At 58.6% G+C, this 25970-nt stretch carries 19 protein-coding genes; 5 read left to right on the top strand and 14 right to left on the bottom strand.

Annotated elements, in window-relative coordinates:
• Positions 1-209: 209 nt before the first annotated feature.
• Complete coding sequence (locus tag ELR57_RS00395) at positions 210-2612, top strand: Ig-like domain-containing protein (protein WP_158629883.1); 2403 nt, start codon at positions 210-212, stop codon at positions 2610-2612.
• A gap of 263 nt (positions 2613-2875) precedes the next feature.
• Positions 2876-4174 (top strand): histidine--tRNA ligase, encoded by a 1299-nt coding sequence (hisS, locus tag ELR57_RS00390; protein ID WP_126956124.1) that lies wholly within the window; start codon positions 2876-2878, stop codon positions 4172-4174.
• A gap of 19 nt (positions 4175-4193) precedes the next feature.
• Here hisS and ELR57_RS00385 read toward each other — a convergent pair whose 3' ends face one another.
• Positions 4194-5072: an NAD-dependent epimerase/dehydratase family protein gene (locus ELR57_RS00385; protein WP_126956122.1), complete on the bottom strand. Its 879-nt coding sequence runs from the start codon at positions 5070-5072 to the stop codon at positions 4194-4196.
• Positions 5073-5602: 530 nt separating this feature from the next.
• Between ELR57_RS00385 and ELR57_RS00380 the strand changes: the two genes are divergently transcribed.
• Positions 5603-6460 carry a class II fructose-bisphosphate aldolase gene (locus ELR57_RS00380; protein WP_126956120.1) on the top strand — a complete coding sequence of 286 codons (858 nt, stop codon included), beginning with the start codon at positions 5603-5605 and terminating at the stop codon, positions 6458-6460.
• A gap of 131 nt (positions 6461-6591) precedes the next feature.
• Positions 6592-7980, top strand: coding sequence for a threonine synthase (gene thrC, locus ELR57_RS00375; protein ID WP_126956118.1), 1389 nt, complete (start codon positions 6592-6594; stop codon positions 7978-7980).
• A 349-nt stretch (positions 7981-8329) separates the two neighbouring features.
• Here thrC and ELR57_RS00370 read toward each other — a convergent pair whose 3' ends face one another.
• The gene (locus ELR57_RS00370) at positions 8330-9535 is read right to left on the bottom strand and encodes a stalk domain-containing protein (RefSeq protein ID WP_126956116.1); all 1206 of its coding nucleotides are present in this window, start codon (positions 9533-9535) and stop codon (positions 8330-8332) included.
• 23 nt (positions 9536-9558) lie between these two features.
• On the bottom strand, positions 9559-10032 hold the full coding sequence (locus ELR57_RS00365) for a hypothetical protein (protein WP_126956114.1): 474 nt from the start codon (positions 10030-10032) through the stop codon (positions 9559-9561).
• A gap of 169 nt (positions 10033-10201) precedes the next feature.
• Here ELR57_RS00365 and ELR57_RS00360 point away from each other — a divergent pair, with 169 nt between their 5' ends.
• Complete coding sequence (locus ELR57_RS00360; RefSeq protein WP_126956112.1) at positions 10202-10858, top strand: hypothetical protein; 657 nt, start codon at positions 10202-10204, stop codon at positions 10856-10858.
• Between the two features lie 3 nt (positions 10859-10861).
• Here the strand turns inward: ELR57_RS00360 and ELR57_RS00355 are convergent, their stop codons facing one another.
• From ELR57_RS00355 to ELR57_RS00305, 11 genes are all read right to left on the bottom strand, one after another.
• Positions 10862-12517, bottom strand: a complete 1656-nt coding sequence (locus ELR57_RS00355; protein ID WP_126956110.1) for a thiamine pyrophosphate-binding protein — start codon at positions 12515-12517, stop codon at positions 10862-10864.
• A 1-nt stretch (position 12518) separates the two neighbouring features.
• On the bottom strand, positions 12519-15347 hold the full coding sequence (locus ELR57_RS00350) for a bifunctional diguanylate cyclase/phosphodiesterase (RefSeq protein ID WP_238162352.1): 2829 nt from the start codon (positions 15345-15347) through the stop codon (positions 12519-12521).
• Positions 15348-15773: 426 nt separating this feature from the next.
• Positions 15774-16694 (bottom strand): polysaccharide deacetylase family protein, encoded by a 921-nt coding sequence (locus tag ELR57_RS00345; protein WP_126956108.1) that lies wholly within the window; start codon positions 16692-16694, stop codon positions 15774-15776.
• Positions 16663-18012 (bottom strand): MFS transporter, encoded by a 1350-nt coding sequence (locus tag ELR57_RS00340; protein ID WP_126956106.1) that lies wholly within the window; start codon positions 18010-18012, stop codon positions 16663-16665. The genes ELR57_RS00345 and ELR57_RS00340 overlap by 32 nt, the downstream gene beginning before the upstream one ends.
• Before the next feature lie 62 nt (positions 18013-18074).
• A complete protein-coding gene (locus ELR57_RS00335; RefSeq protein ID WP_126956104.1) occupies positions 18075-20387 on the bottom strand; it encodes a type IA DNA topoisomerase in 2313 nt (770 codons plus the stop codon).
• A gap of 156 nt (positions 20388-20543) precedes the next feature.
• Positions 20544-20756 (bottom strand): YwbE family protein, encoded by a 213-nt coding sequence (locus ELR57_RS00330; protein ID WP_126956102.1) that lies wholly within the window; start codon positions 20754-20756, stop codon positions 20544-20546.
• Positions 20757-20776: 20 nt separating this feature from the next.
• A complete protein-coding gene (locus ELR57_RS00325) occupies positions 20777-21106 on the bottom strand; it encodes a hypothetical protein (protein WP_126956100.1) in 330 nt (109 codons plus the stop codon).
• A 12-nt stretch (positions 21107-21118) separates the two neighbouring features.
• Positions 21119-21820 (bottom strand): pirin family protein, encoded by a 702-nt coding sequence (locus ELR57_RS00320; protein WP_126956098.1) that lies wholly within the window; start codon positions 21818-21820, stop codon positions 21119-21121.
• A gap of 734 nt (positions 21821-22554) precedes the next feature.
• Positions 22555-24519: a DEAD/DEAH box helicase gene (locus tag ELR57_RS00315; protein WP_126956096.1), complete on the bottom strand. Its 1965-nt coding sequence runs from the start codon at positions 24517-24519 to the stop codon at positions 22555-22557.
• Positions 24520-24690: 171 nt separating this feature from the next.
• Positions 24691-25347 carry a hypothetical protein gene (locus ELR57_RS00310; protein WP_126956094.1) on the bottom strand — a complete coding sequence of 219 codons (657 nt, stop codon included), beginning with the start codon at positions 25345-25347 and terminating at the stop codon, positions 24691-24693.
• A gap of 5 nt (positions 25348-25352) precedes the next feature.
• On the bottom strand, positions 25353-25904 hold the full coding sequence (locus ELR57_RS00305) for an NAD(P)H-dependent oxidoreductase (RefSeq protein WP_126956092.1): 552 nt from the start codon (positions 25902-25904) through the stop codon (positions 25353-25355).
• Between the last annotated feature and the right edge of the window lie 66 nt (positions 25905-25970).

The raw sequence follows: 25970 nt of genomic DNA, 5'->3' as shown, positions 1-25970 counted from the left end.
GGCGGCTCGTCATCGTAACGAACCGGCATTCCCCGACTCTTCATGCCTGCCTCAACTCATCTGCAGATTTGCCATGCGTTTCCACAATTCAATCGAATTCCCTCGAAAAAGGAAAATATATTGTAAATTATTGTATCGGCTTGTCGATTTTGATATCATTTATTATACCTTTCATTTCCTTTCATAAAAAATAGATAGGAGAATCCATGTTGAAAAAAATCGGGGTCTTATTCATTCTTGCAACTCTTCTGCTGACGGCCTGCCAGAACGGCAACAAGGCCGACGACACTAGCGCCGCGCCCGCTGGCAGCTCGGCTTCGGCCCAACCGGTCGCCGCGAATGGCTCTACCGTTCTCGATCTGAAGAAGAAGTACGGATCGGAGAAGGCGAAGGCGATCATGCCGATGTACAACGTGCCTTACGACAAAGTCTTCAAGTTCAAGTTCAACTCCAAGCTGAGCGATCTATCGCCGAGCGACATCATCTCCGTCCATACCGACATCAAAGCGCTGGAAGCCAGCAAGATTCTGACTTCCGCCAGCTTCGACGATTACCTCGCCGACCAGACGACGATCGAAGTCAAGCCGCTCGGCGGAGTCTTGGTGTCCTCCGATACCAAGAAAGGGCTGCAGACCGGATGGGGCAATGCGCCGATCTACTACATCCGCATCAACTATGACCTGGATGCCGCAACGCCGACCGAGCTGGACAAGCCCATTATTATCCCTTTCACCGTGAAGTCCGACCTGCCCGTTCCGACCGTCAAGAAGGAGATCTCCCCGGACGGAAGGCTTAAGTTGGTCTGGAACGAGGTTGAAGGCGCCAAGGAATATCGAATATATCAGAGCGCCCGCTACACGTTATTGGAGACAACGAACAAGCCGCTCTTAGGAGCGGAAGAAGGATACGCCGGCCATTTCCCGTTGCTGCAAGCCACGGTAACCGAGACGAACTTCGACGACTTCATGGATGGCGCGGAAGGCTCTCTTACCGTCGTCAAGAGCGACGATCCCTCTCTGTACGACCTGGTCTCCCAACAGAACGCGACGGTCAATGGCGAATATTACGTAACGGCCGTGGGAGCGGACGGCAAGGAGTCCAACTTCAGCGCCGCCCTGAGCACGACTAAGCTGTCCAAGAGCCTGCCTCTTGAGTTGGAGAACGACAGCAGAATCTCGCTCAGCACTTTCCCGTCGGTTGCCGATCTGCCGAAGACCGTCAAGGTGAAGTTCATTGACGGCTCCATCGCGGAGCGTGCCGTCGAATACCATACGGATGGCATCCAGGCTGCCGAGTCCGGCAGCACGGCGATCAACTATACCGTCAAGGGAACCGCTCTTCGCGGGTACCTCATGGTCGAGAAGGCGACCCAACAAGAGCTCGACGGCCTCGCGGCTTCCAGCGTAGCCGATCCTACCAACGGTTACGTAGAACCGTCGAACGATACCGACTATGTTCCGGCTCCCGATATTCCCACGATTATCGACGGACAGGCGGAGACTTCCTCGGGCGATTCATCCTCAAGCGGCAGCGACGACTTGGTGGACCGCCAGAAGTCCAACACGGAACAACAAGTCGAGTCCGGCGACCAGGAACCGATCGTGGTACCGACGACGCTTGCGGACATGAAGGTCGCCGCCGATTCGGCCGCCGAGGAATACTTGGCCCTGAGCATGATCGGCGGACAGGAAGAGATCTCCTTGAAGGCATTCCCGGAACTGCAGAATTTCGATACGCTGTCGGATACGCTGCTTAAGGTCTCCTATCAGAACCCGCTCGTTCTCGGTCTCAAGCAGTACAAGTACAACTACCGGACCTTGAAGCTGACGGTAAAGTACGATTACAGCAAGGAAGACATCGCCAAGAAGCAGCAGGAGATCATCGCGGAAGCCGGCAAGATCGTCACCGGCATCATCAAGCCGGACATGTCCGACGACGATAAGCGTCTCGCCATCTACGACTATCTTAACGACAATACGAAGTATGACGACGAAGCGCTCGAGAACGCGGAAGAGAACGACTTCAAGGAGATCGATCCGAAGTTCAACGACTCGTTCAATACCTATGGAATCATGGTTAACAAGGTCGGCGTCTGCGCCTCCTACGCCGCATCCTACAAGATGCTCAGCGATCTGGCGGGGCTGGATTCGATCGTCGTCACCGGCACGATGAACGGGGTGCCCCACGCCTGGAACAAGGTCAAGCTGAGCACCGGTTGGGTGAATGTGGATCCGACCAACAACGAGACCAACTCCGGGATCCCGTACCTGTTGTATAACTCGAGCGACATGACCGCCGCGGACGACGATTACGCGCTGGACAACGATTACTGGACCGATTCGGAGATCCCCCAATTCGCCAGCACCGACGACTCGCAGGATTACTATGTGAAGAACGGCTTGGAGGTTCAAACCGTGGCGGAGCTGACGGACAAGCTGTCCTCCAACCTGAAAGGCGGAACCTGGACAACCGTCGTGCGTTTCGTCGGAGTCAAGGACGAGAACGCCTTACGGGAAGGAGTCGGCACGACCATCGCTGAAGTGGCCCGCGACCGCTTGGAGAAGACCAAGATGGGATCGATCGGCACCTATGTGGTCATCATCAGCGAATAAATTCAGGCTTTACCCGCAAAGTAGCCCCCTTGCCAGCGCTCGAACGTTCCGCTATAATGGCTCCAATGATGAAGGAAGGGGATCGGTTCCATGAACGCGATCGCACTTGGACAACTTCATTACCATTACAAGCAGCGCTAGTACTCCTGATTCCATTCAGGGAGGGCTAGCGCATCTCGCGTTGGCCTCCCTGCGGCATAGAACGCGCAGGACCAAGAGGTCCTGCGCGTTTTTTATTTTCCAACCGGAAAGGAATGGGGAACATGCAGAATGTCAAAGGAACGTACGATTTCTTCGGAGACGAGCAGGAGCTGAGAACGGCCGTTCAGTCCACGCTTCGGGAGGTGTTCGAGCTCTACGGCTTCCGCGGAATGGACACGGCTATCCTGAACGAGCTTGAGCTGCTGACGGCGAAGTACGCGGGCGGGGACGAGATTCAGAAGGAGATCTACAAGCTTAGCGATCAAGGAGAGCGCCGTCTCGGCCTCCGCTACGACCTGACGATTCCGTTCTCCAAGGTGGTCGCGTGGAACCCCGGCATCGAGCTCCCCTTCCGGCGGTATGAATTCGGCAAGGTGTTCCGGGACGGGCCGGTGAAGCGCGGGCGGCTGCGCGAATTCCTGCAGTGCGACGTGGACGTGACGGGGGCTCCCGGTGAAGAGACCGAAGCCGAGCTGATGCTGCTGGCCGCCGAGGCTTTCAAGAGGCTGAATATTCCGATTACGATCAAGTGGAACAATCGGCTTTTCTTAGGAGAACTGCTGAACAGAATGGGCGTTCCGGACTCCGAGACCTCGTCGGTCATGCTGACGCTGGATAAGCTGGAGAAAATCGGGCCGGAAAACGTTCTAGGCGAGCTTGGCGAGAAGGGAATCGGTGGTTCGACGATCGAGGCGATCGGCCGGCTGCTCGGTGCTCGGGAGCGGCCGACGTTCGAGCAAGCCGCTGCTTCGTACGACCTGGAGACGAGCCTTGGGGCGCGGCAGGTCCGCTCTCTTCAGAATCTGCTCTCCCAGGTCGGTCTGAACGAGACGTGCGAATTCGATCTTTTCCTCTCGCGCGGGCTGTCGTTCTATACCGGAACGGTCTACGAGATCTTCGACGCCACCGGCAGCTTCTCGTCCAGCCTGGGAGGAGGCGGCCGCTACGACGCCATTATCGGCAAGCTCGCCGGACGGGAGGACCTCGACTATCCGACCGTCGGCCTCTCGTTCGGCATGGAGTCCATCATGGCTCATCTACGCGAAAGGGAATCCGCCCTCCAGCGTCAACCGGCGGCGCCTCTGGCAGCCGTCATCCCCATCGGGGTCTCCGCGACCGCCGATGCCCTGCGTACGGCAGCTCTCCTGCGGGCGGAAGGCATCCGCGCCAGCCTCGATACGAGCGGCCGGAAGCTGAAGCGTTCGCTGGGCTCGGCTTCGGCGGCAGGAGCGCGGTTCGCCATCCTCATCGGCGAGGAGGAGCGCGAGCAAGGGAAGGTACTGCTTAAGGACATGGCCAATCAAACCGAGCGGCTGGCGGACGTCGAAGAGGCGATTTATATCGTGTCGAAGTATATGTAAATGCTCGTGCTTCCTTTTGCTAACGAGCAAGCTCCCGAATCAACGCTGGCAGCCAGGCTTCAAGCGGCCCGAATGCGAACCCTGCCTCTTCCGCTTTGTTCGTATCCATATGCCAGTCGTCGGGTACCCCATATGGTGAATGCTGCTCCTGCGGGACATCCTCCAGGCTAACGATAGACGCCTTGCGATTCACGGCTTCTTCGATAAGGGCAACGATTCCGCCAGGAGAAATCACTCCTTTGGAGCAAGCATTTACCGGTCCCGTTAGCTTCGAAGATCCGAGCCAGAAGAGGAAGTCCGCGGCCTCGTCGGAGCTGATAAACGATACCGGCGCGTGGGGCTTCGGCATTCCGATCGGCAAGCCTTGCTGAACGAGCTCAATATGAAGAAGCAGTCGGCGGGTATAATCGTCATTGCCTAACACAACCGGGAAACGCACCGCCGCTGCCGGGAATGGAGCCTTCTGGAATATCACTGCTTCCACCAGCCGCTTGCCTTCCGCATAATCCGTATCCTTAGAATACTCGTCCGGAAGCGGATAGGAATATGGATCTACCTCCTCTTCCCTTTTGGCCGGACCGCCAAACGGATAAACACTGCGCGAGGAAGTAACAATATACCTTCCCGCTCTTCCTTCGAAGAGCCGAACGGCCGCTTCCGCCTGTTCAGCTGAATAGCAGATGTTATCGTATACCACATCATAGGTCTCGTTCCCAAGCGCTCGATGCAAGGCGTCCTCATCCTGGCGATCCACCGTCAACCGCCGCACCGCGTCTCCGAACTCATCGGGAGCCTGCCCCCTGGTTAAGACGGTGACATCCACTCCGCTCCGGATCAATCGCTTCACCAGCTTCTTGCCGAAGAACCTAGTCCCGCCGATCACTAATACTTTGCGCATTAGGAACTGCTCCTCTCTTCATTAAACTTCCTTTAATCGACACTTCGCCATCAACCTAGACCGCTCCTCCTGCCCATCAGCCTTTTTTCTAAGCAAACGTCTTGCGGTACCCATAATTATCCACTGAAACTCGCTCATACCGTCATTTCTAGCACCCTCCATAAAGCTGCACCATCCTCCCCGTTCTGACAGATGGAACAACCTGCCACGACATCTTCCTCCCCCTTCCAGAAGGTAGCGCTTACACACCTTGCCGGAACAAAAACCGCGGGAAAAGGTTCGTTTTTTGATTCGAAACACGGCTAAAATCCGAGAGATGATGTATAATAGGAAATTGAATTACAGAGACAGGAGATTGGAGGACAAGCCTGCTGGGAGCTGCCTGGTGTCGCGATGGCCGCTGGCGTGCAAGAATGCCAATTAGGAGAGACTAGGCTGACGAACAATTCCCGCAGACCGTGTCCCGATCGGGATTTGCGGCAAGACCATAGAAGCAATGATCTTAAAAACAGTGTAGGAGGCAATCAACAATGGCATTGGAATCCATGAAGGACATGCTGAACAAAGCACTCAAAGAAGGTTATGCGGTAGGTCAATTCAACATCAACAACCTGGAGTGGACGCAAGCGATTCTGGACGCCGCTCAAACCGAGCAATCCCCGGTTATCCTCGGCGTATCCGAAGGCGCGGCTAAGTACATGGGCGGCTTCAAGGTCGTTACCGCTATCGTTAAGGCTCTGATCGAAGAGTCCAAGATCACGGTTCCGGTTGCCATCCACCTCGACCACGGCTCCAGCTTCGATAAGTGCAAAGCGGCTATCGACGCAGGCTTCACTTCCGTCATGATCGACGCTTCCCACCATCCGTTCGAAGAGAACGTCGCTACGACGAAGCAAGTCGTTGAATACGCTCATGCTCGCGGCGTATCCGTCGAAGCCGAGCTCGGCACGGTTGGCGGCCAAGAAGACGACGTTATCGCGGACGGCGTTATCTACGCGGATCCGAAGGAATGCCTCGAGCTCGTTGAGCGCACGGGCATCGACTGCCTTGCTCCGGCTCTGGGCTCCGTACACGGTCCTTACAAGGGCGAACCGAAGCTGGGCTTCAAGGAGATGGAAGAAATCTGCAAGACGATCAACCTTCCGCTCGTTCTGCACGGCGGCACGGGCATCCCGACCGAGCAAATCAAGAAGTCGGTTTCGCTCGGAACGGCTAAGATCAACGTGAACACCGAGAACCAAATCGAATTCACCAAGGCTGTTCGCGAGGTTCTCGCAGGCAACGCCACCGTTTACGATCCGCGCAAGTTCATCGGTCCTGGCCGCGAAGCCATCAAGCAAACGGTTATCGGCAAGATCCGCGAATTCGGCTCCAACGGCAAGGCTTAATTTTCCTCGCCCGAGCTTCAAGCGCCCGAAGTCCTTTTCCAAGGATTTCGGGCTTTTTTTGTGAAAGTGGTTGGGAAACCCCTGCAATTTTTGTTACAATGAGTGAAAATCGCACGAACAAGGGGATCGTTATGGACTACATCAGCACTAGGGGCCAGGTGGAAGCGATCGGCTTCATCGACTCCGTCCTTATGGGACTGGCCGACGATGGCGGCTTGCTCGTTCCAAAGCATATCCCGCAGCTGTCGGCCGACACGCTAGCGCAGTGGCGGAAGCTCTCCTACCCGGAGCTTGCGCTGGAAGTATTCTCTCTATTCACGAGCGGGGAGATCCCGCGCGAGGACCTGAAGAAGCTTGTCGATGACAGCTACGGAACGTTCCGTCACGAGGAAGTCACTCCGGTTCTCCGCGTGAACAACAACCTGCACATTCTGGAGCTGTTCCACGGACCGACCTTCGCCTTCAAGGACGTTGCCCTGCAGTTCCTGGGCAATCTGTATTCCTATATCTCGCGGAAAACGAATTCGATCATCCATATCCTCGGGGCGACATCCGGAGACACGGGGGCTTCGGCGATCGAGGGCGTGCGCGGCAAGGAAGGCATTCGGATCGCCATCCTTCATCCTCACGGCAAGGTGAGCAAGGTGCAGGAGCTGCAGATGACGACCGTGGACGACGCCAATGTGCTGAATCTGTCCGTCGACGGCAACTTCGACGACTGCCAGCGCATCATCAAGGAGCTGTTCGCCGACGTCAAGTTCAAGCAGGAGTACCACCTGCGCGCGATCAACTCCATCAACATCGCCCGCGTTCTGGCGCAGACCGTGTACTACTTCTACGCCGCCTTCCAGCTGGCGAAGCAAGGGCACGCCGGCCCGGTCAACTTCAGCGTGCCGACCGGCAACTTCGGCGACATCTTCGCCGGGTATCTCGCTAAGCGAATGGGCCTGAACGTCGGCAAGCTGATCCTCGCGACGAACGAGAACAACATCCTGGAGCGCTTCGTGAACGAAGGCATCTATCAGCCGGGCGAGTTCCACATGACGTACAGCCCGTCGATGGACATTCAAGTCGCCAGCAACTTCGAGCGTTACCTGTATTACCTGTACGGCGAAGACGCCGCGACGACCGCCTCCTTGATGGATTCCTTCAAGAAGGAAGGCAAGATCGCCATCCCGGCGGAGAAGCTCGCTCAAGTGCAGAAGGACTTCGTCGCCTACGGCGTGCAGAACGACGAGAGCTTGGCTATCATCGGGAAGTATAACGACGATTACAGCTACCTGCTCGATCCGCACACCGCTTGCGGAGTCGCGGCTGCCGAGAAGTTCACGGAAGAGGACGAAGTGACCGTCGCCCTCTCGACCGCGCATCCGGCGAAGTTCAACGAAGCGATCGAGCTGATCGGGATCGAGCAGACGTTCCCGCCGCAGATCGAAGCGCTGTTCGACAAGCCGCAGCATCAGACGCGCGTCGGCGGAACGAATGGCGAAGTGAAGGCCGAGATTCTGAAGTTCTTTTAAGACAAAGCTAAACCTGCCGGGCCGCTTATCGCGGTCGGCAGGTTTTTTACGTGGAACGCGCGACTCCCTACTCTAACATCAACTCTAACTCCCGTCTTCCAACTAACCAACTAGCCAACTAGCCAACTAGCCAATTAAAAGCGATTCTGCACTTATTTCCCCCGTTTTTTGAACCGAGACAGCAAATAGGTGCATTTCTGCACCTATTGCCGTCGATTTGCTTACACACCCGCTTCACTAAGTGCACTTTCGTGCTTTATCAAACAGCGGCTTCTTCCGTTAGATGGACGATCAGCCCCTTCAACAGAAGCCCGCCATTGGAAGCAGCCACCAGACTCTGCAGTGCTGCTTATTCCTCTACCTTAACGACCATCTCCGCCCACTTCGTCGAGCCGGGCCCAGTCTCTGTATACGGGATATACTTCGGACTGATAATCGAGAGCAGATAGTACCCGGGACCATCGTTCGCGGCGATCGACCCGGCGAACTTGCCGTCTTTGATCGCGACCTCGACGGAGCCTGCCTTCACGTAAATTTGATGAGCGAGTCCCCGGCCGGACGGTTCGTACTTCTCGAGGGTCAGTGTCAGCTTATCGAAGGAGGGATTATCCCTCAACAGAGCGCCCGATACAGGGATCGCTTCGCCTGCTTTCGCCTCCACATAGCCGGACGTTGGTGCGGTTACGGACAAGTATTGCATCCCGTCATCCGTTAATCTTATCTCCGCGGGCTTCGCGTCATTAGGCTCCCGATAGACCGTGAAGTCATTGACCGCTCCGGAAGGAGAATACACCTGAAGCAGATTGACGCCGGGACGAACGCCGATCGTATACTCCATTCTCTTGTATACCCGGCCATCCATCGAGATGTTCTCTTCTTTCAGAAGGCCGGTGCCGCCGCCGCCGACTCCTGCGCCCATCGACACCATCACTTGCGGAGCGAACATCGTCGTTTCATACAGGAGAGAGAAGGTCGCCGTGTCCTGATCGGTCGTCCAGCTCGGCTGCTTGAGCTCGACGATCTTGTCGCTCCATCTCAACGTCGTCTGCCCTTGCGCGGTCGAAGCGGTCACTCCCATCTGCGATAGCGCTTGAATCGGGATGTAGACCCGGCCGCCCGACAGGAACGGCGCCGGAATCTTCGTATATCCGAGCGGTTCTCCGTTCAGCCACAGCTGATCCGATCCGACGCGGAACCCCAGCTCCGTGCTCCATTCCTTTACCTCCGGCTTCATCGCGATGAGGGCTTCCCGCTTCTTCGAATTCCAAGCGACGGACGCCGCGGCGCCGCTTAGCCAGAGGGTGCGGAGCGTAATATAGACCCTTCCGTTCTTAATGATTGGCTTGTCGGATTGTAAGGCTTTGCCGTCCAGCGTGGCTGTTGATCCCTTCAAATTGAGCGTTAATGTATGGTTAACCCGGTACATCTTCGCGATGTCTCCGCCAATTGCTCCCGATGCGGTATCCGGGGCATCCGCGGCTCCCGCCTCACCTCCAACAAGGCTAATGGATAGCAAGATTGCCAGGATCATACTCGCTAATGATTTTCTTCGCATGTTTATCCTCCTCCAATTAACGCTCAGGCCGGAGCCGCCGTGTCCACTAATTCGCTAACCATGTTCTCGGACAGCGTCCAGACCTCGTTTTTCTTCGGCTTCGGGGGATATATCAGCCCGCCAAGACTAGCGCCGTACTGCCGGTAATCGCTCACGATGAAGATGGCCAGCAGCTGTTCATCCGCTCTCCTCAACTCCAGCCGATAGAAAGGCCCGCCCGGCCCCGGTTCCTCAAAATGCGTTCGGGGCGCCCTCCTCATCCGGGTGCTCCATTCCGACAGCTGGCGCGTATCCGTAATCTCTCGAATGACCTCGGTGCCTTCCGAATTCAGAACGCGGATGACGGCCGCCCGATCCGGCCAGGGGAGCGCCTGTTTGCGAATTCGTTCGTCTTCATGCTCCCGAATCCATAAGAAGAAGAAAGCCATTCCAATCGCCGTAAGAATCGCCAACCCCAAGCAGATGTAACCCGCCGCCCGGGCGAATTTCTGATTCATCGAGTCGTTCCCCCTCCCCGCACGACGGCACCGGACAACTTCGTCTAGTGGTATTTTCCAATTAGACGGTTGCCGGTGCCGTAGGGTTGCCTTGTTATCGTCTATTTTCCCAAAATGATTTATAATTAAAGTAAATTCTAGTATTTGTATCCATTAGGAGAGTAGACTTATGCCCAAAGAATTCGAGAGAGCGGCGCTAGGAACCAAAGCGGAACGGATGGACCGTTGGATGCGAACCGTCGGCCGAAGGCCTTCCGCTTCCGATCTTATTCAGTTGATCGAGCTGATCTACGGCTTCGACATGGACACCCTCCCCGCCTCGCCGACGCAAGGGTCTGCCCGGGAAGTGATCGAAGGCTATCTGGAGGAATGTGATTCTTCAGGTTCAACAGGTTCATCAGGCTCTTCAGGCTCATCGGACTTATCGGGCTCTTCCATTTCCGGCAGAGAACTGCGGCAGAGATTAAACCTGGCTTTCGGTGTGAACCTGGACGCTCTGTCCGCCCTCGAAGGGGAGAGAATCTCTCTCTACTCGAAGAACCAGTGGATGCTCAGGGACGATACCGACCTGTTCATCGTGCACACCGGCAAGGGAGACGTCGACGTCCGAATCTATCCGACTCCTTACTTCTGGCTGCGGACGAAGGCCGAAGCCCTTCCCGACGACTTCATGCACGACATGCTCATCCTCGGCTACGATTTCGACGAAGGCACGAGCAGCCACTATTATTGCAGCCCCGGCGGCGAGGCCGTCCCCGATGAATTCAAGGGCAAGACCATCCATACGCTGCGACGGATGATCGCGCGTTCCTTCTCCGGCCTCTAGCTTCTACTTGCCGAAGGAGGACAGGAACTTCACCCGATCTCCCATCGGAGGAGCATTGTTGTCCTTAAGCGCGATCTCCAGCACGGCTGGACCCCCGGCGCCTAACAGATGATCGATCTCCTCCGAATGAAGATCGCCCAGCTCCGATACCCGGAAGCTCGGAATGCCCATGGCGGCGGCCATGGCGGAGATATCCACTTCCTCCTGCTCGAAGGAATAATGCGTTCGCTTGAACTGCAGATTATGCCCGTGGTACACCATGCCCAAGCGAGCATTGTTGACGACGACGAACAGGATCGGCAGCCCGTATTCCTTGGCGGTCAGGATCTCCATTCCGTGCATGAAGAAGCAGCCGTCGCCGGTGATGCAGGCGACCGGACGCTCGGGCTCCGCCAGCTTCGAGCCGATCGCCGAACCGATCCCGCTTCCCATCGCTCCGAAGTGAACGTTAATGCTGTAGGTGTCCGAGTCCTTCACCTTCATGTAATGGATGACATAAGACATGAACTCCCCGATATCGACCGTATATCGGGTATCCGAGGGCAGCCGGTCCTGCAGGGATCGCAGCACGTTCTGCGTATTGTAGTCCGACCGGGAAGCCCCCTCCCGAGCTTGCTTCTCGATTCTTTCCCCGGCTCTTCCCCCGATTGTCGCCCCCTTGGCTCCAAGCGCCCTGAGCTCCTCCATAAGCAGCAGCAGACTGAGGTTAATGTCCCCGAGAACGGGCAGATCGACCGGATACTTGCGTCCGAATACCGTAACGTCGAAGTCGAGCTGTACCGTATATCGCCCCTTCGTGAGGCTGGCGTTATAATTGTTCGTCGCCGTCTCGCCGAGGCTCGATCCCGCGATCAGGATCGCCTGTCCTTCGCCGTCGGCAATCAAGCTCGTGGCGGCTTCATGCCCGGCGAATCCGAACACGCCGACGAGCAGCGGATGATCCTCCGGAATATATCCCTTCGCTTGAGGAGTCGCGACGATCGGCCAATCAAGCAGCTCGGCCAGCTCCAGCAGAACATCCACGGAGCCCCGGATTCCTTGGCCCGCCAGGATATAGCCGTCCTTGCGCCGCCAAAGCTCCTTGGCCGCGTGCCGGATCGTCTCCAGGTCGGGAATGATCGGCTTGCGAGCCGGGAACGGCGGGAGCTCCGGCTGGCCGACCTCGGCATGCTGCACATCGATCGGAATCGCGATATGTACGGGGCCCGGCACGTCGGACAAGGCGATCTGGCACGCCTTCGCCAGCTCCGGAAGCAGGTCCTTGGCATCCTTCACGAGGACGCTGTACTTCGTGACCGGACGGAATACCGGAGAGGAATCGAGCTCCTGGGAAGCGTTCAGTCCCATCGTGCCGACGGGTACGCTTCCGGTTATGAACAGAACGGGCAGGTGCTCCCGCATCGCGTTGGCAGCCCCCGTGACCAGGTTCGTTGCCCCGGGTCCGCTGCAGCCGATGGCGACGCTAAGCCCCCCGGAATACTTCGCGTAAGCGGCAGCCATATAAGACGCGGCCCCTTCATGCTTGGCGACGACCGGAACGAGCTGCGGCATGTCGTAGAGCGCGTCGAAGAACGCGTTGACGGAGCCCGCCGGAATGCCGAAGAGATACCTGATGTCTCCCTTGTGAAGATAATCCAATACCATTTTCGCAGCCTTCATCTCATAACCCCTCTGCTTTTTTCTCCAAGCGTCTGTCCGAATGGAAATACTGATCGGCTATGTCATGCGCCTTCATCGGGCGGCTGAAGTAATAACCTTGCATCAGGTAGCAATTGCGGGCGGATAAGAAGTCGACGTGCTGCTTCGTCTCGACTCCTTCGGCGATGACGCTCAGCTTCAGGTTCTGGGCGAGAGCGATGATCGCATTGGTGATGGCGGCGTTGTCTCCGTCCTTCGTGATGTCTTGAAGGAAGGTCTTGTCGATCTTCAGGATATCGATCGGCAGGTTCTTGAGGTAGCCCAGCGACGAATACCCCGTTCCGAAATCGTCGACCGCGATGTTGATGCCGAGCCCCTTCAGCTCCTTCATCGTTCGGAGCGTCACTTCGGTGTTCTTGATGATCAGGTTCTCCGTCAGCTCCAGCTGCAGGTATTCGGGAGACAGCTCGGCCTCCTCCAGGACGGACTTCACGAGCGCGAACAGGTTATTCTGCTCGAACTGGCGCGCCGACAGATTCACCGACATCGAGATCAGCGGGAAGCCCCTGTCGTGCCATTCCCGAAGCTGACGGCAGGCCGTTCTCAGCACCCATTCTCCGATCGGCACGATCAGCGCCGTCTCTTCGGCCAGCGGGATGAACTGATCGGGCGGAATCATTCCCCGCTCCGGGTGCTTCCAGCGAAGCAGCGCTTCTACGCCGACGAGCCTTCCCGTCGCATAGTCCACCTGCGGCTGATAGTAGAGCTGCAGCTCCTGGCGGTCCAGAGCCTTGTACAGGTCGTTCTCCAGCTTCACGGTGTCGAACGTGCGGGTGTCTATTCCTTCCCGGTAGAAGTGATGGGTGTCGCCCGATACTTCCTTGGACTTGTACATCGCCGTGTCGGCATTCTTGATGAGGGCGTCGACCGAGCAGCCGTTATCGGGGAACAGGCTGATCCCGATGCTGGTCTTCATGTAGATCTCGTGCTCCATAAGCTGGAACGGCTTCGCGAAGGATTCCTTGACGAGCTGCACCGCATCCAGCACGTCTTCCTCGCAGGCAATGCCGGGGAGCAGAATCATGAACTCGTCCCCGCCCTCGCGGGATACCGTCGCTCCCTCCGGCACGCAGGCCGTCAGGCGTCTCGCCACTTCCCGAAGAAGAATGTCCCCGAAGCTGTGGCCGAGCGAATCGTTCACCAGCTTGAAACGGTCGAGGTCTAGATAGAGAAGCGCCAGCTTGCCGTCTCTCTGAACGGCCGACGCAATGGCTTCGTGAAGCCTGTCCTTTAGGAAAACGCGGTTGGGAAGGTCGGTCAGACTGTCGAAGTACGCGTGGTAACGGATTTTCTCCTCCATCTGCTTCCGCTGCGTGATGTCCTTGAAGGTGACGACCTCGCCGACGATCTCGCCTCTCTCGCGAATAGAAGAGATGACGAATTCCACGGGGAAGCTGGAGCCGTCCCTTCGGAAGAACTTCTCCGTCTGAGAGAATGCGTCCCAATGCCCCTTGTTTCCCGCCGGTGCGGCGCAAGGGGGCTGAGTCTCGGTTCCGCTGAAAATAAGGCAGGCGCTCTTGCCGATCAATTCCTTGCGGGAATCATAGCCGAGGATCGAGACGCCCGAGGGGTTGCAGAACGTGATGCGGCGATCCAGGTCGAGTCCGAAGATTCCTTCGCCCGCCGAATTGAGGATCAGCTCCTTCTCGCGGCTGAGGTGCTTCAGCTCGGCGACGACCTTCTCGAGTTCCCGGTTCTTCTCCGTAATCTCTGAGGTCCTCTCCCGAATGATGCTCTCTTGCTTCTCCAGGAACAGCAGGTTGGAGATCGCCGATGCCGTCGCGTCGACGATCGATTGGGCCAGCTCCATCTTCGACTCGGAGTAGCAGAGCTTATCTCCTTCCAAGCTGACGACCGGGATGACCCCCAGAACCTCCCCTCTCGACACCATCGGGAGCATCAGCATCCCCTTCATCCCGAAGCTGCGGCACAGCTCGTGGTTGGGGCGGGGATCCGCGTACACGTCGGGAATAAGGACCAGGCTTTTCGTCCGGATCACTTCCTGGAAGACGGCGTCGTTGCTCTCGTCTATCGTGAACTTGCTGTGCGCGCGCATCCAGTCCTCTTCCGTCCAGTCGCTGTCCTTGCTTAGCTTCGCGGGCTTAATCTTCGATTCCGTGATCGGGTCCATCAGGTGAACCCCGATGTTGGAGTTGCCCAGAACCTTGCTGATGTAGAAGAAGCAAGTATCCAGGCTCTCCTGCATCGTGGAGCTCATCGCCAGGTCGCTCGTGACGTCGAGCAGCAATTGCTTCTCGGAGATCAGATTCTCCTTGTACGCCAGATTCTTCGCGTTCTGGATCGCCACGGCGGCCATGTTCACGTAAGCCTCGACCGATTGGATCTCGGATTCGGTCAGGTTCATCGGCGTGCCGTAGTCGAACAGGAAGACCAAACCGTATAGTTCCTGCTCGTAGGAGATCGGGAGAGCCAGCAGGGACTTGATCTTGAAGCCTTCGACGGCTCGGGGGTCGGGCCGGCTGTCCTTCGACGTATCCGGAATGTAGATGGTCTTCTTGGTCTCGATGACTTCCTTGGCCAGCAGATCGTACCCGGTATCGATCACGTGCATGTCCAAGGTCCACCCGTTCAGCACCTCCGGCTTGCCCACATAGCCCCGGAAGGTTCCATCCTCCTGCGGAAGATAGATGCCCACCGAGTCGCATTGCACGATCTCTTCCGAGATCGCCGTCGTTACTTTGACAAGGACTTCCCGAAGCTCCAGGTTCATGTTGATCAGCTTGGTGAGATTCGCCAGACGGGAATACCTCATATGCTCACGAATCAGCATGATTTCGACCCCATTCTCCTTAATATGTTCCAAGCGGCAACACTCACCTCATCCTCTGCCCGCAACGTTCTCCGCGCAAAACTGGATTTCATTGACATTTCGTGGTAATGGACAATTATTCTACAAAAAATCGGCATCTCCTTTTTTCCGGAAAAGAATTTTTTTGGCGGTTTTTCCCGATGACGGAATGCTACAAGAGGCGACAGGATTCCTGTTAAAAAGCGCGTCAGATCGACATTCTTTGCTCTCGGATAGGTCTATTGGAGGGGGTGCAAAAAGAGCGGTTCCGCACGGCGTCAAACACCGTTCGGAACCGCTCTGTTGGGTAATCGAGTTTACACTTTTACGATACTTGGGGGTCCATCTTCCGGATGATTTCCTCTCCGGGAACCCCGATTCGCGGATGCCATCCGGACATCGAAGCCGTTATCGTTGGAGCAGCGCCTTGGCAAGCCGAGCCGCCGCTTTCAATCGGGAGCGCGGCCTGGACTGCTGAACGAAGCGGTAGTCGACCAATTCCACTCCCGCGTCCCTCAGCGCGTAGTTGAAGTCGTTATCCAGCGGGAGCCGGTACTCCCAGACCCGCTTCTCCCAAGAGCGGACCCGACCGGCCAGCTCTTCATCCTCCGCCGCCGGATGAATGTACGTCTCGCTGATCCCGTCCGGCAGGTCGTACAGCTTCGCGATCATCATCGCGCGGAACGACTCGTAGGTCTCTCCTTCTTCGAGATGATAGGAGTGGCTGAGCAGATAATCCGGCAAACCGACTCCGAGCAGGTCCGCCAGGGCAACGACTTGGGCAAGCGTCTTTCTCGTGCCCGGACCGTCGATCGACGCCATGAAGGCGTCCTTCTCATACAAGCCCCGGAACAGCCGGAAGGGCAGCTTGCGCTTCGAGCATTCCCATAGCGTTAGCGGCAGATAGCTTCGCCCGGTGGCCACGCCGTACAGGCTGCCCATGTGGTTGTCGACATGGGAGATCGCCAGCCCCGCCTGCTTGACCGCCTCGAATTGAGCCGCCATCTCCAAGCGAACGGCCTTCGGGTCGGCGCCGCGTTCGAATTCCTCCACGGTTCGATACATATGCCCGCTCTCGTCGTGCAAGGACGGGTTCCCCGTCAGGCTGCGCCAGCGAATGGCGTCATACTCGCTCGTGAACGTCAGATGCAGCCCGACGTTGGCATACCCCCGTTCCCGAACCCGTGCCGCCGCTTCCTCGAACGCAGGGGCTGGCGTCATGATCGTAGCCGACGAAACCTTGCGCTCCTCCAGCAGATGCAGGATCGCCTCGTTGGCTGCCGGGCTCTGGCCGAAGTCATCGCAATTCAGAATCAATTTTCTGGCCATCGAGGCTTCCTCCCGTTCCTGTCGCGTTCCGGTTCTTCGGCGGACGGATGCCGTCCAAATCCTTTACCAACATGGAGATGCCGAACGAGATGGCAAGCAGCAGCAGAGGCACGACGCTGACGAGCACGCGGAACGTCGTCTCCGGGTGCGGCCCGGGATCGTCTCCGCTGACGTAGCCGTAGATAAGGCCGACGATCCAGAACGCCAGCGCCGAGATGAGCCCGCTCGAGCGGGTAATGAAGCCGCCCACGGCGGTGTAGATGCCTTCCCGGCGACGGCCGGTCCGTTCGGCATCCAGGTCGATGATCCGGGAGGACAGCACGTTCGGAGTCACGAGGAAGCCGGCCATGCCGAAGCCGACGACGATTCCCGCCGCGACGCCGCCGCCCAAGCTCTGTCCGAACCAGAGAGGAATGGCCGACAGCCCATAGACGGCCAGCGCGAGACGCCAGCTGCGAAGGCCTCCGAGCTTGCGCACGATCAGGTACCAGACGGCAACGAGCGGAATGACCGCGATGAAGATAGAACCGAGAAGGATGGACACCTGGCTCTCGGGAATCCGAAGCGCGTACTTGGCGTAGAAGGGAATCATCGAACCCAGCAGGCCGTTGACGGTCTGGGCGAAGGAGTTGGCGATGTTGAACGTCCAGAACGGCTTGTTCTTCAGCGTCGCGCGGAAGGCTTCCTTCAGCGGCAGCGGCTTCTCCGCGCGGGCGTTCTCGTCTTCCCGCACCGAGAAGGCGAACCACAACATGAAGATAGCAAAGACGAAGGCGTATAGTATCGCCATAGGCCCGAAGCCGACGGCATCATAGAGGATGGGGGTTAGCGCGGTGGCTATGAGGATCGCGGCAATCTGGTAGCCCTGCTGGATCGCGGACGCTTTCGCCCGCAGGCGCTCTCCCCGGAACAGCTCGGGGAACAGCGCTCCGTAGTTGACCCACAGCAGCGTAGCCACCGCTTCGAACAGGATCAGCGCCGTCAGGAACCAGACGAATAGCCCGGTGTCGCCCATTCCCCGAGGGACGGCGAACACCAGGATGAAAGAGAGCATGAAGAACGGTACGGAAGCGATAATCCAAGGCCTGCGCCGGCCGAACCGGGTATTCGTCCGGTCGGACAGATAGCCGGCCATCGGATTGTTGACCGCGTCCCAGATCAGGTAGACGACCCGGGCAAGCGTGGCGAGGCCGACGCCCAGGCCAAGCTTCTCCACGTAATAATAGCTGTAAAACGAGCTGAATGCTTGGCTGGGAATCATCATGGCGAACATGCCTAAAGCATAAGCGGTCGGTGAATTCAGGAATTTCCTGCTCATCGATCGTCGCTCCTATCGGATTGGAGTGGCCTCGCGATTCCGTACGGTCTATCCTGCTTATTCTATTCTCTCTCGACCGTCAACTCTCCTGTTGAAGGATTGGAGAGCACGATCCGCGCGTCGTAGGATTCTCCCGACGCGTCCTTGAACTTCAGCTTGGACGTCTTGCCCTTCTCGATCAGGCTGCGAACCATGGCGTCGGTGAGCGTGCGGCCCTGATTCTCCTTCCAGATGACGAAGGAGCAACCGCTCTTGTAATGGCTGCAGCCGTATCCCTTGCGGCCCATGAAGATCTGTCCGCCGCAGCCCGGCCGCGGACAAGCGCCTACGACGACCGGAGCCCCGGGGGCGGCGGCCGTCGTCTCTTTGGAAGCGCGAGGCGCCTTGGCCGCCGCCGCGCTTCCACCGGGAGCGGCGGCGCGCTTGCCTCCGGAGGAAGAGGCTTGGCGCGAGCCGCTCTTCTTCGCCCCGCCCGCCGGCTTGTCCGGCTGGGCGAAGGCGGCTTTGACGGCGGGGCGCTGCACCCGCACCTTGTCGATGATCTGCACCGTGAACCGCTTCACGTTGTTCATGAACTGCTCGGCCGACGCCTGCCCGCGGGCGATCTCGTTCAGGCGCTGCTCCCAGCGCCCCGTCATCTCGGGCGAGGTGAGCAGCTCGACGCCCGCTCCGCGGATGAGCTCCACCGCGGTGCGCCCCTTCGGCGTAATGACGATCTTCTTGCCCTGCATGTCGATGTACCCGACATTCTTCAGCCGTTCGATCGTCGCCGCGCGCGTCGCCGGAGTGCCGAGGCCGCTGTCCTTCATCGCGTCCCGCAGCTCATCGTCCTCGATCTGCTTGCCCGCGCTCTCCATCGCCTTCAGCAGCGTGCCCTCGGTATACGCCTTCGGCGGCTGCGTCTCCTTCGCCTTCACCTCGGCCCGCTCGCACTGTACCGGCTCCGAAGCGTTCAGCTCGAAGACGCCGTCCGTCTCCTCCTCTTCGTCCTCCTGCTCCTGCGAATCGGCGTTCCCCTTGCGTCCGCCCTTCTTGCCGGAGCCGGACCCGGAACCCGAACCTTCGGAAGAGTCGCCGCTATAAATCACCTTCCAGCCGAGCGAGAGCAGCTGCTTGATCGTTGTCTTGAAGCGCTCTTCCTCTACCAAGGTCATCACCGTATGCACCTTGTACTCCGCCGCCGGATAGAAGTGCGCGAGGAAGCGCCGGACGATCAGATCGTAGATCTTTTTCTCGTCCGGGCTTAGCGCCCCCGCTCTCTTCAGCGTCGGCATGATCGCATGGTGATCCTCGACCTTCGCCGGGTTGCAGACGGCTTTGTTATTCTTGTGCACGAACCTCTTCTCGGCTCCGTTCACGAGATTCGTATAGTCCGAGTTGCCGCGCAGCGAATCGAGCACCTTGTGCATCTCGGGGATGTTCTGCTCGTTCACGTAGTTCGAGTTCGTACGCGGATAAGAGATCACCTTGTGCTTCTCATAGAGAGCTTGGGCCACGTCCAGCGTCTTCTTCGCCGAGAAGCCGTGCTTCCCGTTCGCTTCCCGCTGGAGCAGTGTCAGGTCGTACAGCTTGAACGGGTACTCCTTCGTATCCTTGACCTCGTAGCTCTCGACCGCGCCCGGCTTGCCTTGCACCTTCTCCACGAGCTTCTTGGCTTTCTCCTCGTCCATGATGCGGTCACCCTGCCACATCCCCCGATACGAGGTTGTCCCTTGCTGGAAAAACCCGTGCACCTCGTAATACTTAAGCGAGTCGAACGACTCGATCTGCTTCTGGCGATCGTAGATGAGCGCCAGCACCGGCGTCTGCACGCGCCCGACGGAGAGCAGCTCGTTATGCTTCGTCGTGAAGGCGCGCGACCCGTTCATGCCGATCAGCCAGTCCGCCTCGCTTCTGGCCCTCGCCGCTTCCGTCAGGTTCGCGTATTCCGCGTCATCCTTCAGCTCGTCGAACCCGCGCCGGATCGTCTCCGCCGTCAAGTCGGAGATCCACAGCCGCCGTACCGGCTGGCGCAGCTTCAGGTGCCTGCGGATCAGCGAGAAGATATGCTGGCCTTCCCGCCCGGCGTCGCACGCGTTGACCAAGCTGTCGCATCTCGCCGCCAATTCCTTGATGACGGTCAATTGATCCTTCGTCTTCGGGTTCGGAAGCAGCTTGAACTCCTCGGGAATGATCGGCAGGTCGCCGAAGTTCCACTTCTTGTATCGATCATCGTACCGATCGGGCTCCGCCAGGCCGATGAGATGCCCGATCGCCCACGTAATGATAAAGCGCTCCCCTTCCAGGTAGCTGCGCTTGTTCTGCGCCCTCGGCTCGATGACCGAGGCGATGTTGCGGCCCATGTCCGGCTTCTCCGCGATAACCAACGTTTTCACAGGGCATGTTCCTCTCTTCCACAAGGGATGTCTTCCGAATTCGTCATTCTTCGCTAGCTTTATATTACCACATTGCCTGCCCCGCCCGGCTAAGCTTTTGCTTAAACGCGGGCAAGCCCGATCCCTCCGGGGACCGGGCCTGCTCCTGCTATCGATTTAGTTGTCTTCCTCGCCCAGAATCGCCTGAACGCGCCCGACCTGGCCGTCCGTCAGCCGGACCTTGATGCCATGCGGATGGAACGAAGAATTCGTAAGCAGATCCTTGACCGTTCCGCGCGTCAGCTTGCCGGTGCGCTGATCCTGCTTCAGGACGATATCGACTCGAAGTCCCGGCTTCACGTCCGCTCTATTTTGCCCATTGCCCGCCATGCCGTCTTCCCTTCTTCCGGTCAGCCGAGATAGTTGTCCGGAACGTATTCGATCTTGGAGGCAGCCGTCACGGACAGCTCCCGCCTGTCTCTATTGTACTCTACCGGGCCCTCGTTCACGTAGTACCACGTCTTCACCGTCGGCCGATCGTCATACTCGCGGAAAATAAACACGTTCAACTCCCGACAGAGCTCCAGCAATTGTTCGATGTTCTCGTTCCATTCCGTCTGCGCGGTAATGCAGAAGCATCCATCCGGCTGCTCCCGGATCTCGTATGGAAGGGGCTGCTTAGCCGTATCGACAAAAATCTTGCCGCCGACCGAATGCTTGATGATTAACGTCTCTCTCATGGGAGCACCTCCTTAAGGCAAGTCGATCAGCATGACGAATGCCTCTTCATCGGATGCTGCGAGCTTCAAGCCGGTAACTTCCGTTATCCGAGCCGTATCCCGTTCCCCCAGCTCCGCTCCGTTCGCCGACAACGAGCCTTCGATAACGAACAGGTAGATCCGGCGTCCCGCTTCCTGACGGAACTCCAGCTCTCGCCCCGCATCCAGACGGCCAAGGTAGATCGTCATGTCTTGATGGATGGAAGCCGCATCCTCTGCGCCTTCCGGCGTAACGACCGGATACAGCGCATTGACCAGCTTCGCCGGGTCGTAGCGGCTCGTCTCGTAAGAAGGAGCCAAGCCGCGCTCTGTCGGCATGAACCACATCTGAAGGAAGTTCAACTCCTCCGTCTCGGACGGATTGTACTCGGCGTGGATGACGCCGGAGCCGGCGGTGATCCGCTGAACCTCCCCCGCCTTCGTAATCTCGATATTGCCCAGATTATCCTCGTGCCGGATCGCGCCCTTCAGGATAACCGAGACAATCTCCATATCGCTGTGGGGATGAGCGCCGAACCCCTTGCCTGGAGCGACGAAGTCGTCATTGAACACTCGCAGGACGCCGAAGCCGCTATTGCTCGGATCGGAGTAAGCGCCGAACTGGAAGCTAGGCCGGCTCACCAGCCAGCCGGTATCGACCTTGAACCGGGCTTTGCCGGGATGCACCTCTATCATGGGGATTCCTCCTTATAATCTATATATACGTAAGCAACTAACTAAATCATAGTCTATTCTTGCTATAAACTCAACGGTTGAAAAGGTGGGACTATAAGGAATCTAGCGGCTTCGCGCCGGAAAGAGTTTACCGTGGGGGAGAATTCGAGGTTAGGGATTCGGGCGGAATTCGGAACTCGATTCGTGATTCGGGCAGAACTCGGGATTCCATTCGTAGTCCGTAATTCGGTTTCGGACTCGGGGTTTTGGGATTGGATTCTAGATTCGGCTCGCAGTTGTTCGGTTTGGTTAGTAGTTCGATGCGTGATTGGGTCCATAGTTTGGCGGTTCGGGCCGGGATTCGATTCTTAGCCGGATTCGGGCCTGTTCGCATCGATATTCGGGAGTGGTCAGCATCGGTAGTTCATAAGGGCATGGGAACCCGGGAGGGATAAGACAAGTCGTAAGACCGTCGCAACCTGTAACGGAAATTTGAGACCCTTAGCGGCCTTTCAAACCGGATTTCTTAGTGTAACGGAAGTATAGGACCTTATTTCGTGAATATTGCCCGGAATCGAGAGATTCTAAGCGTGTAAGGGTCGCTAATTTCCGTTAGATTTCTGGCAAGCCCCTTTTGTGAATCTAAGGGTCTGTAAGATCCGTTAGAACTGCGCGGCGATAAAAAAAGGCGGGTCGGGAAGCCTCCCGACACCGCCGCCGATCACATCGCACAATATCCGCTTGTTTTTTTGTCCTTATCTCGACCGTCCGCGAGGCTGCCTGCCGGAGCCGCCGCCGTTCCGGTTGCCGCCGCCATTGCCGCTGCCGCCAGCTCCGCGCGGAGAGCGTCCGCCTGAGAAGCCGCCCGACTTCCCGCCGACGGTAGACCCGCCGCGGGCGCCTCTTCCGCCTTGTTCGCCTCTGGCACTCACACCGCGACCGCCTCCGCCTTGCTCGCCTCTAGCACTCGCACCGCGACTGCCTCCGCCTTGGTCGCCTCTCACGCTCGCACCGCGACCGGCGCCTCCGCCTTGCTCGCCTCTAGCGCTCGCACCGCGACCGGTGCTTCCGCTCCGGCTGCCGGCTCCGCCTCGACCGCCCGCTTCGCCGCCGAAGCCCCGGCCGGCGCCCGCAGAAGCATGGCGGCGATCCGTCGTCGCCGCTTCCCTGCCGAATGCAGCCGCGCCTTCGCCGCGCCCGCCGCGGGAATCGCGGCGAGAGCCGCCGGCTTGCTGCCCGCGCGCGCCCTGTTCCGGCTTCGGCGAGAAGTCCCGCTCCGCCCTGCCTTGCGCGGCAGCTGCCGTTTCCGCCGTGATACGCTTCCCGTTCCCGACGGCGCCGCCGCCTGCACGGCCAAAGCCTCCGGAGCCGGTACGGCTCGAAGCCCCCGCCGGCTTCTTGAAGCCGCCGCGGGATGCCGATGCCCCGCCGAACGACGAGCCCCCGCGAGCCGCTCCGCCTCTGCCGCTTCCGCTGCCGGATCTGCCATTGCCAGCTCTGCCGCCGCCCCTGGTGCTGCCTTGGGCAGCGCCCTTGCTTCTTCCCCCGGCAACGCCGCCGCGCGAGAAGCTTTCTTCTTCGCCGTCCATATCCGGCTCCGTAATATAGGAACCGTACGACTGGCGTTGGATCTTCATATCGATGCCGCTTTCGATCTTAGCCAGCTCCGGGCGATCCTTCGGCGCGACGAAGGTGATCGCCATGCCGGAGCCGCCTGCCCGGCCGGTGCGGCCGATGCGGTGGATGTAGCTCTCCACGTCATGAGGAATGTCGTAATTGTAGACATGGGTAACCCCGTCCACGTCCAGTCCGCGCGCCGCCACGTCGGTGGCGACGAGAAGCTGGAGCTTGGCTTCGCGGAACCGCTTCATGACCTGCTCCCGCTTCGCCTGCGACAAGTCTCCGTGAAGCTCGTCGCTCTCGAAGCCCATCTGCTGCAGCGCCTCGTTCAGCGTGCTGGCCCGGCGCTTCGTGCGGCAGAAGATCATGCCCAGATACGGCCGCGTGTCCTTGATCGTCTCGACCAGCGCAGACTGCTTGGCCCGGTCGGTCGTCTCGATGACGAGCTGGCTGATGTCCTTGACGGTAACCTGCTTCGCCTTGACCGTTACTTCCTCCGGCTTGCGCAGGATTCTCGAAGCCAGCTCGCGGATCGTGGCCGGCATCGTCGCGGAGAAGAGCAGCGTCTGACGCTGGGAAGAGGTGTTCCTCAGAATCTCCTCGACTTCGCCGAGGAAGCCCATGTGCAGCATCTGGTCCGCTTCGTCCAGCACCAGCATCTGCACGCTGAAGAGGGATACCGTCTCCCGGCGCAGGTGGTCGAGCAGACGGCCCGGCGTCGCGATGATCAGATGAATGTTCCCCTTAAGCTTGAGCAGTTGAGCTTCGACATCCTGTCCGCCATAGACGGGCAGAACGCGAATGCCCTCCTCCGGGCCGACGAGCTTCTTGACCTCGTTCGTGATCTGAAGCGCCAGCTCCCGCGTCGGCGTCACGATCAGCCCCTGAAGCTTGTCGGACTTCACGTTGATCCGGTCGAGCATCGGAAGCACGAACGCCAGCGTCTTGCCCGTTCCGGTCTGGGCCTGTCCGATCACGTCGCGTCCTTGCAGCACGAGCGGGATCGCCGCCTCCTGAACCGGAGTCGGCTTCTGTATTCCTTGAGCGGTCAGCCGCGCCACGCGGCTCTCCGAAATTCCTAACTGAGCAAAACCTGTCACTGAAGCACCTCATTCGCCCTTAGGCGTTCTTTTCCAATAAAGGATCGCATCCTTGGATTATCCCTATGGTACCATAACGAAGCCTATTCGGACACCAAGCGGAAATAGCCCGCACCGGATGCTGGAACTCCAGCTTCGCGCAGGCTAGCGTAAAGGCGCAAGCAACTCTCGTCACGAACGATCCTTTTTGTCTTCCGCCCTCATCTTGCGCAGGGCCTTCCGGTAATCGTTGTCGGTGATGGCGGAGTCGCCGCTTCTCGATGGACGGGGCGGCAGCTCGGCTCGATTGCCGCTTCCCGTACTCGTACTCATCTCCCGCAGCGCTCCCCGGAAGCTGACGTCCTTGCCGGACGGGTCTCTTCGCGCTGGCGCAGCCCTATCCTTAGAGACATCCCTCGAATCATCCCTAGAAGCGCCTCTCCGTCCATCCCTGGAGATATCTCTAGAACCATCCTTGGCGACATCCCTCGGAATTTCTCTCGCCACATCTCCCGAGTAATCCCTCGAATCGTCCTTCAACGCTTCTTTAAGCGTGTCCCCCGTATCGGCACGGCTCGGCCCCGGTTCCGAACCGGCCGGAGACGTCGCCTCCACTCGGTTCGCCGCAGCGGATTCGCCCGCCGCTTCCCTACCGGGTTCCGCTTTCGCAACCGCTGCCGTCTCCTCGGTTCGTGCCGTCCCTTCAATGGCCGGTTCGGGCTTGTCCTCCCCTGCCACTTCGGAATCGGCTTCCGGAGCTGCGTTGCGCTTCTTCGAGGCGCGGACATTGAACACGACAAGCAGAAGAATGACGATGACGACCAGAATGGAATAAACGATGATCAGCATCGCGATTATCCCCCTTGGCCGGAGGCGAACTTCGCCGTCAGCTCCGCCACTCGGCGTCCCAACGCGCGGCCCAGCGCCAGCTCATCCTCGTTCGGAAGGTTCGGAGGATCATCCGGAGAGGATTCGACCGGGCAGGTGATGCCCACTCCATAGTAGGAACCGTATAGCGCGTTCTCCGGAACGGTGGCCGGCAAGCCCGCGATGATCATGCCTTGATGGAGCATCGGCGTGATCAGATTCAGCAGCGTCGCTTCTACGCCTCCGTGCTCGGTAGCCGTCGTGCAGAAGACCGCCCCGATTTTGTCTACCAGCTTCCCGTTCGCCCATAGGTAGCCCAGCTTGTCGATCCAGGTCTTGAGCCCCGCGCTGATGGTTCCGAAGTGGCCGGGACAGCCCCAGATGATCGCATCCATCCGATCGAGCACATGGACGTCCGCCCGCTCCACATGGTGAAAATGAACCTTCGCCCCTCCGACGCTCCGCGCGCCCTGAGCAATCGCCGTCGCCAGCGCTTCCGTATGCCCGTCTTCGCTATCGTAGACCACGTAAATGTTCATCCGCTAACCTCCAACTCTCGTCGATTGTGTTAGCATGACCCATTGGCTACCGAATATGCCCGTTCA

Source organism: Cohnella sp. AR92, assembly GCF_003990975.1.
GTDB lineage: Bacteria > Bacillota > Bacilli > Paenibacillales > Paenibacillaceae > Cohnella.
The sequence above is the reverse complement of the archived record's forward strand: the minus strand, read 5'-3'. Positions and strand labels throughout refer to the sequence as shown.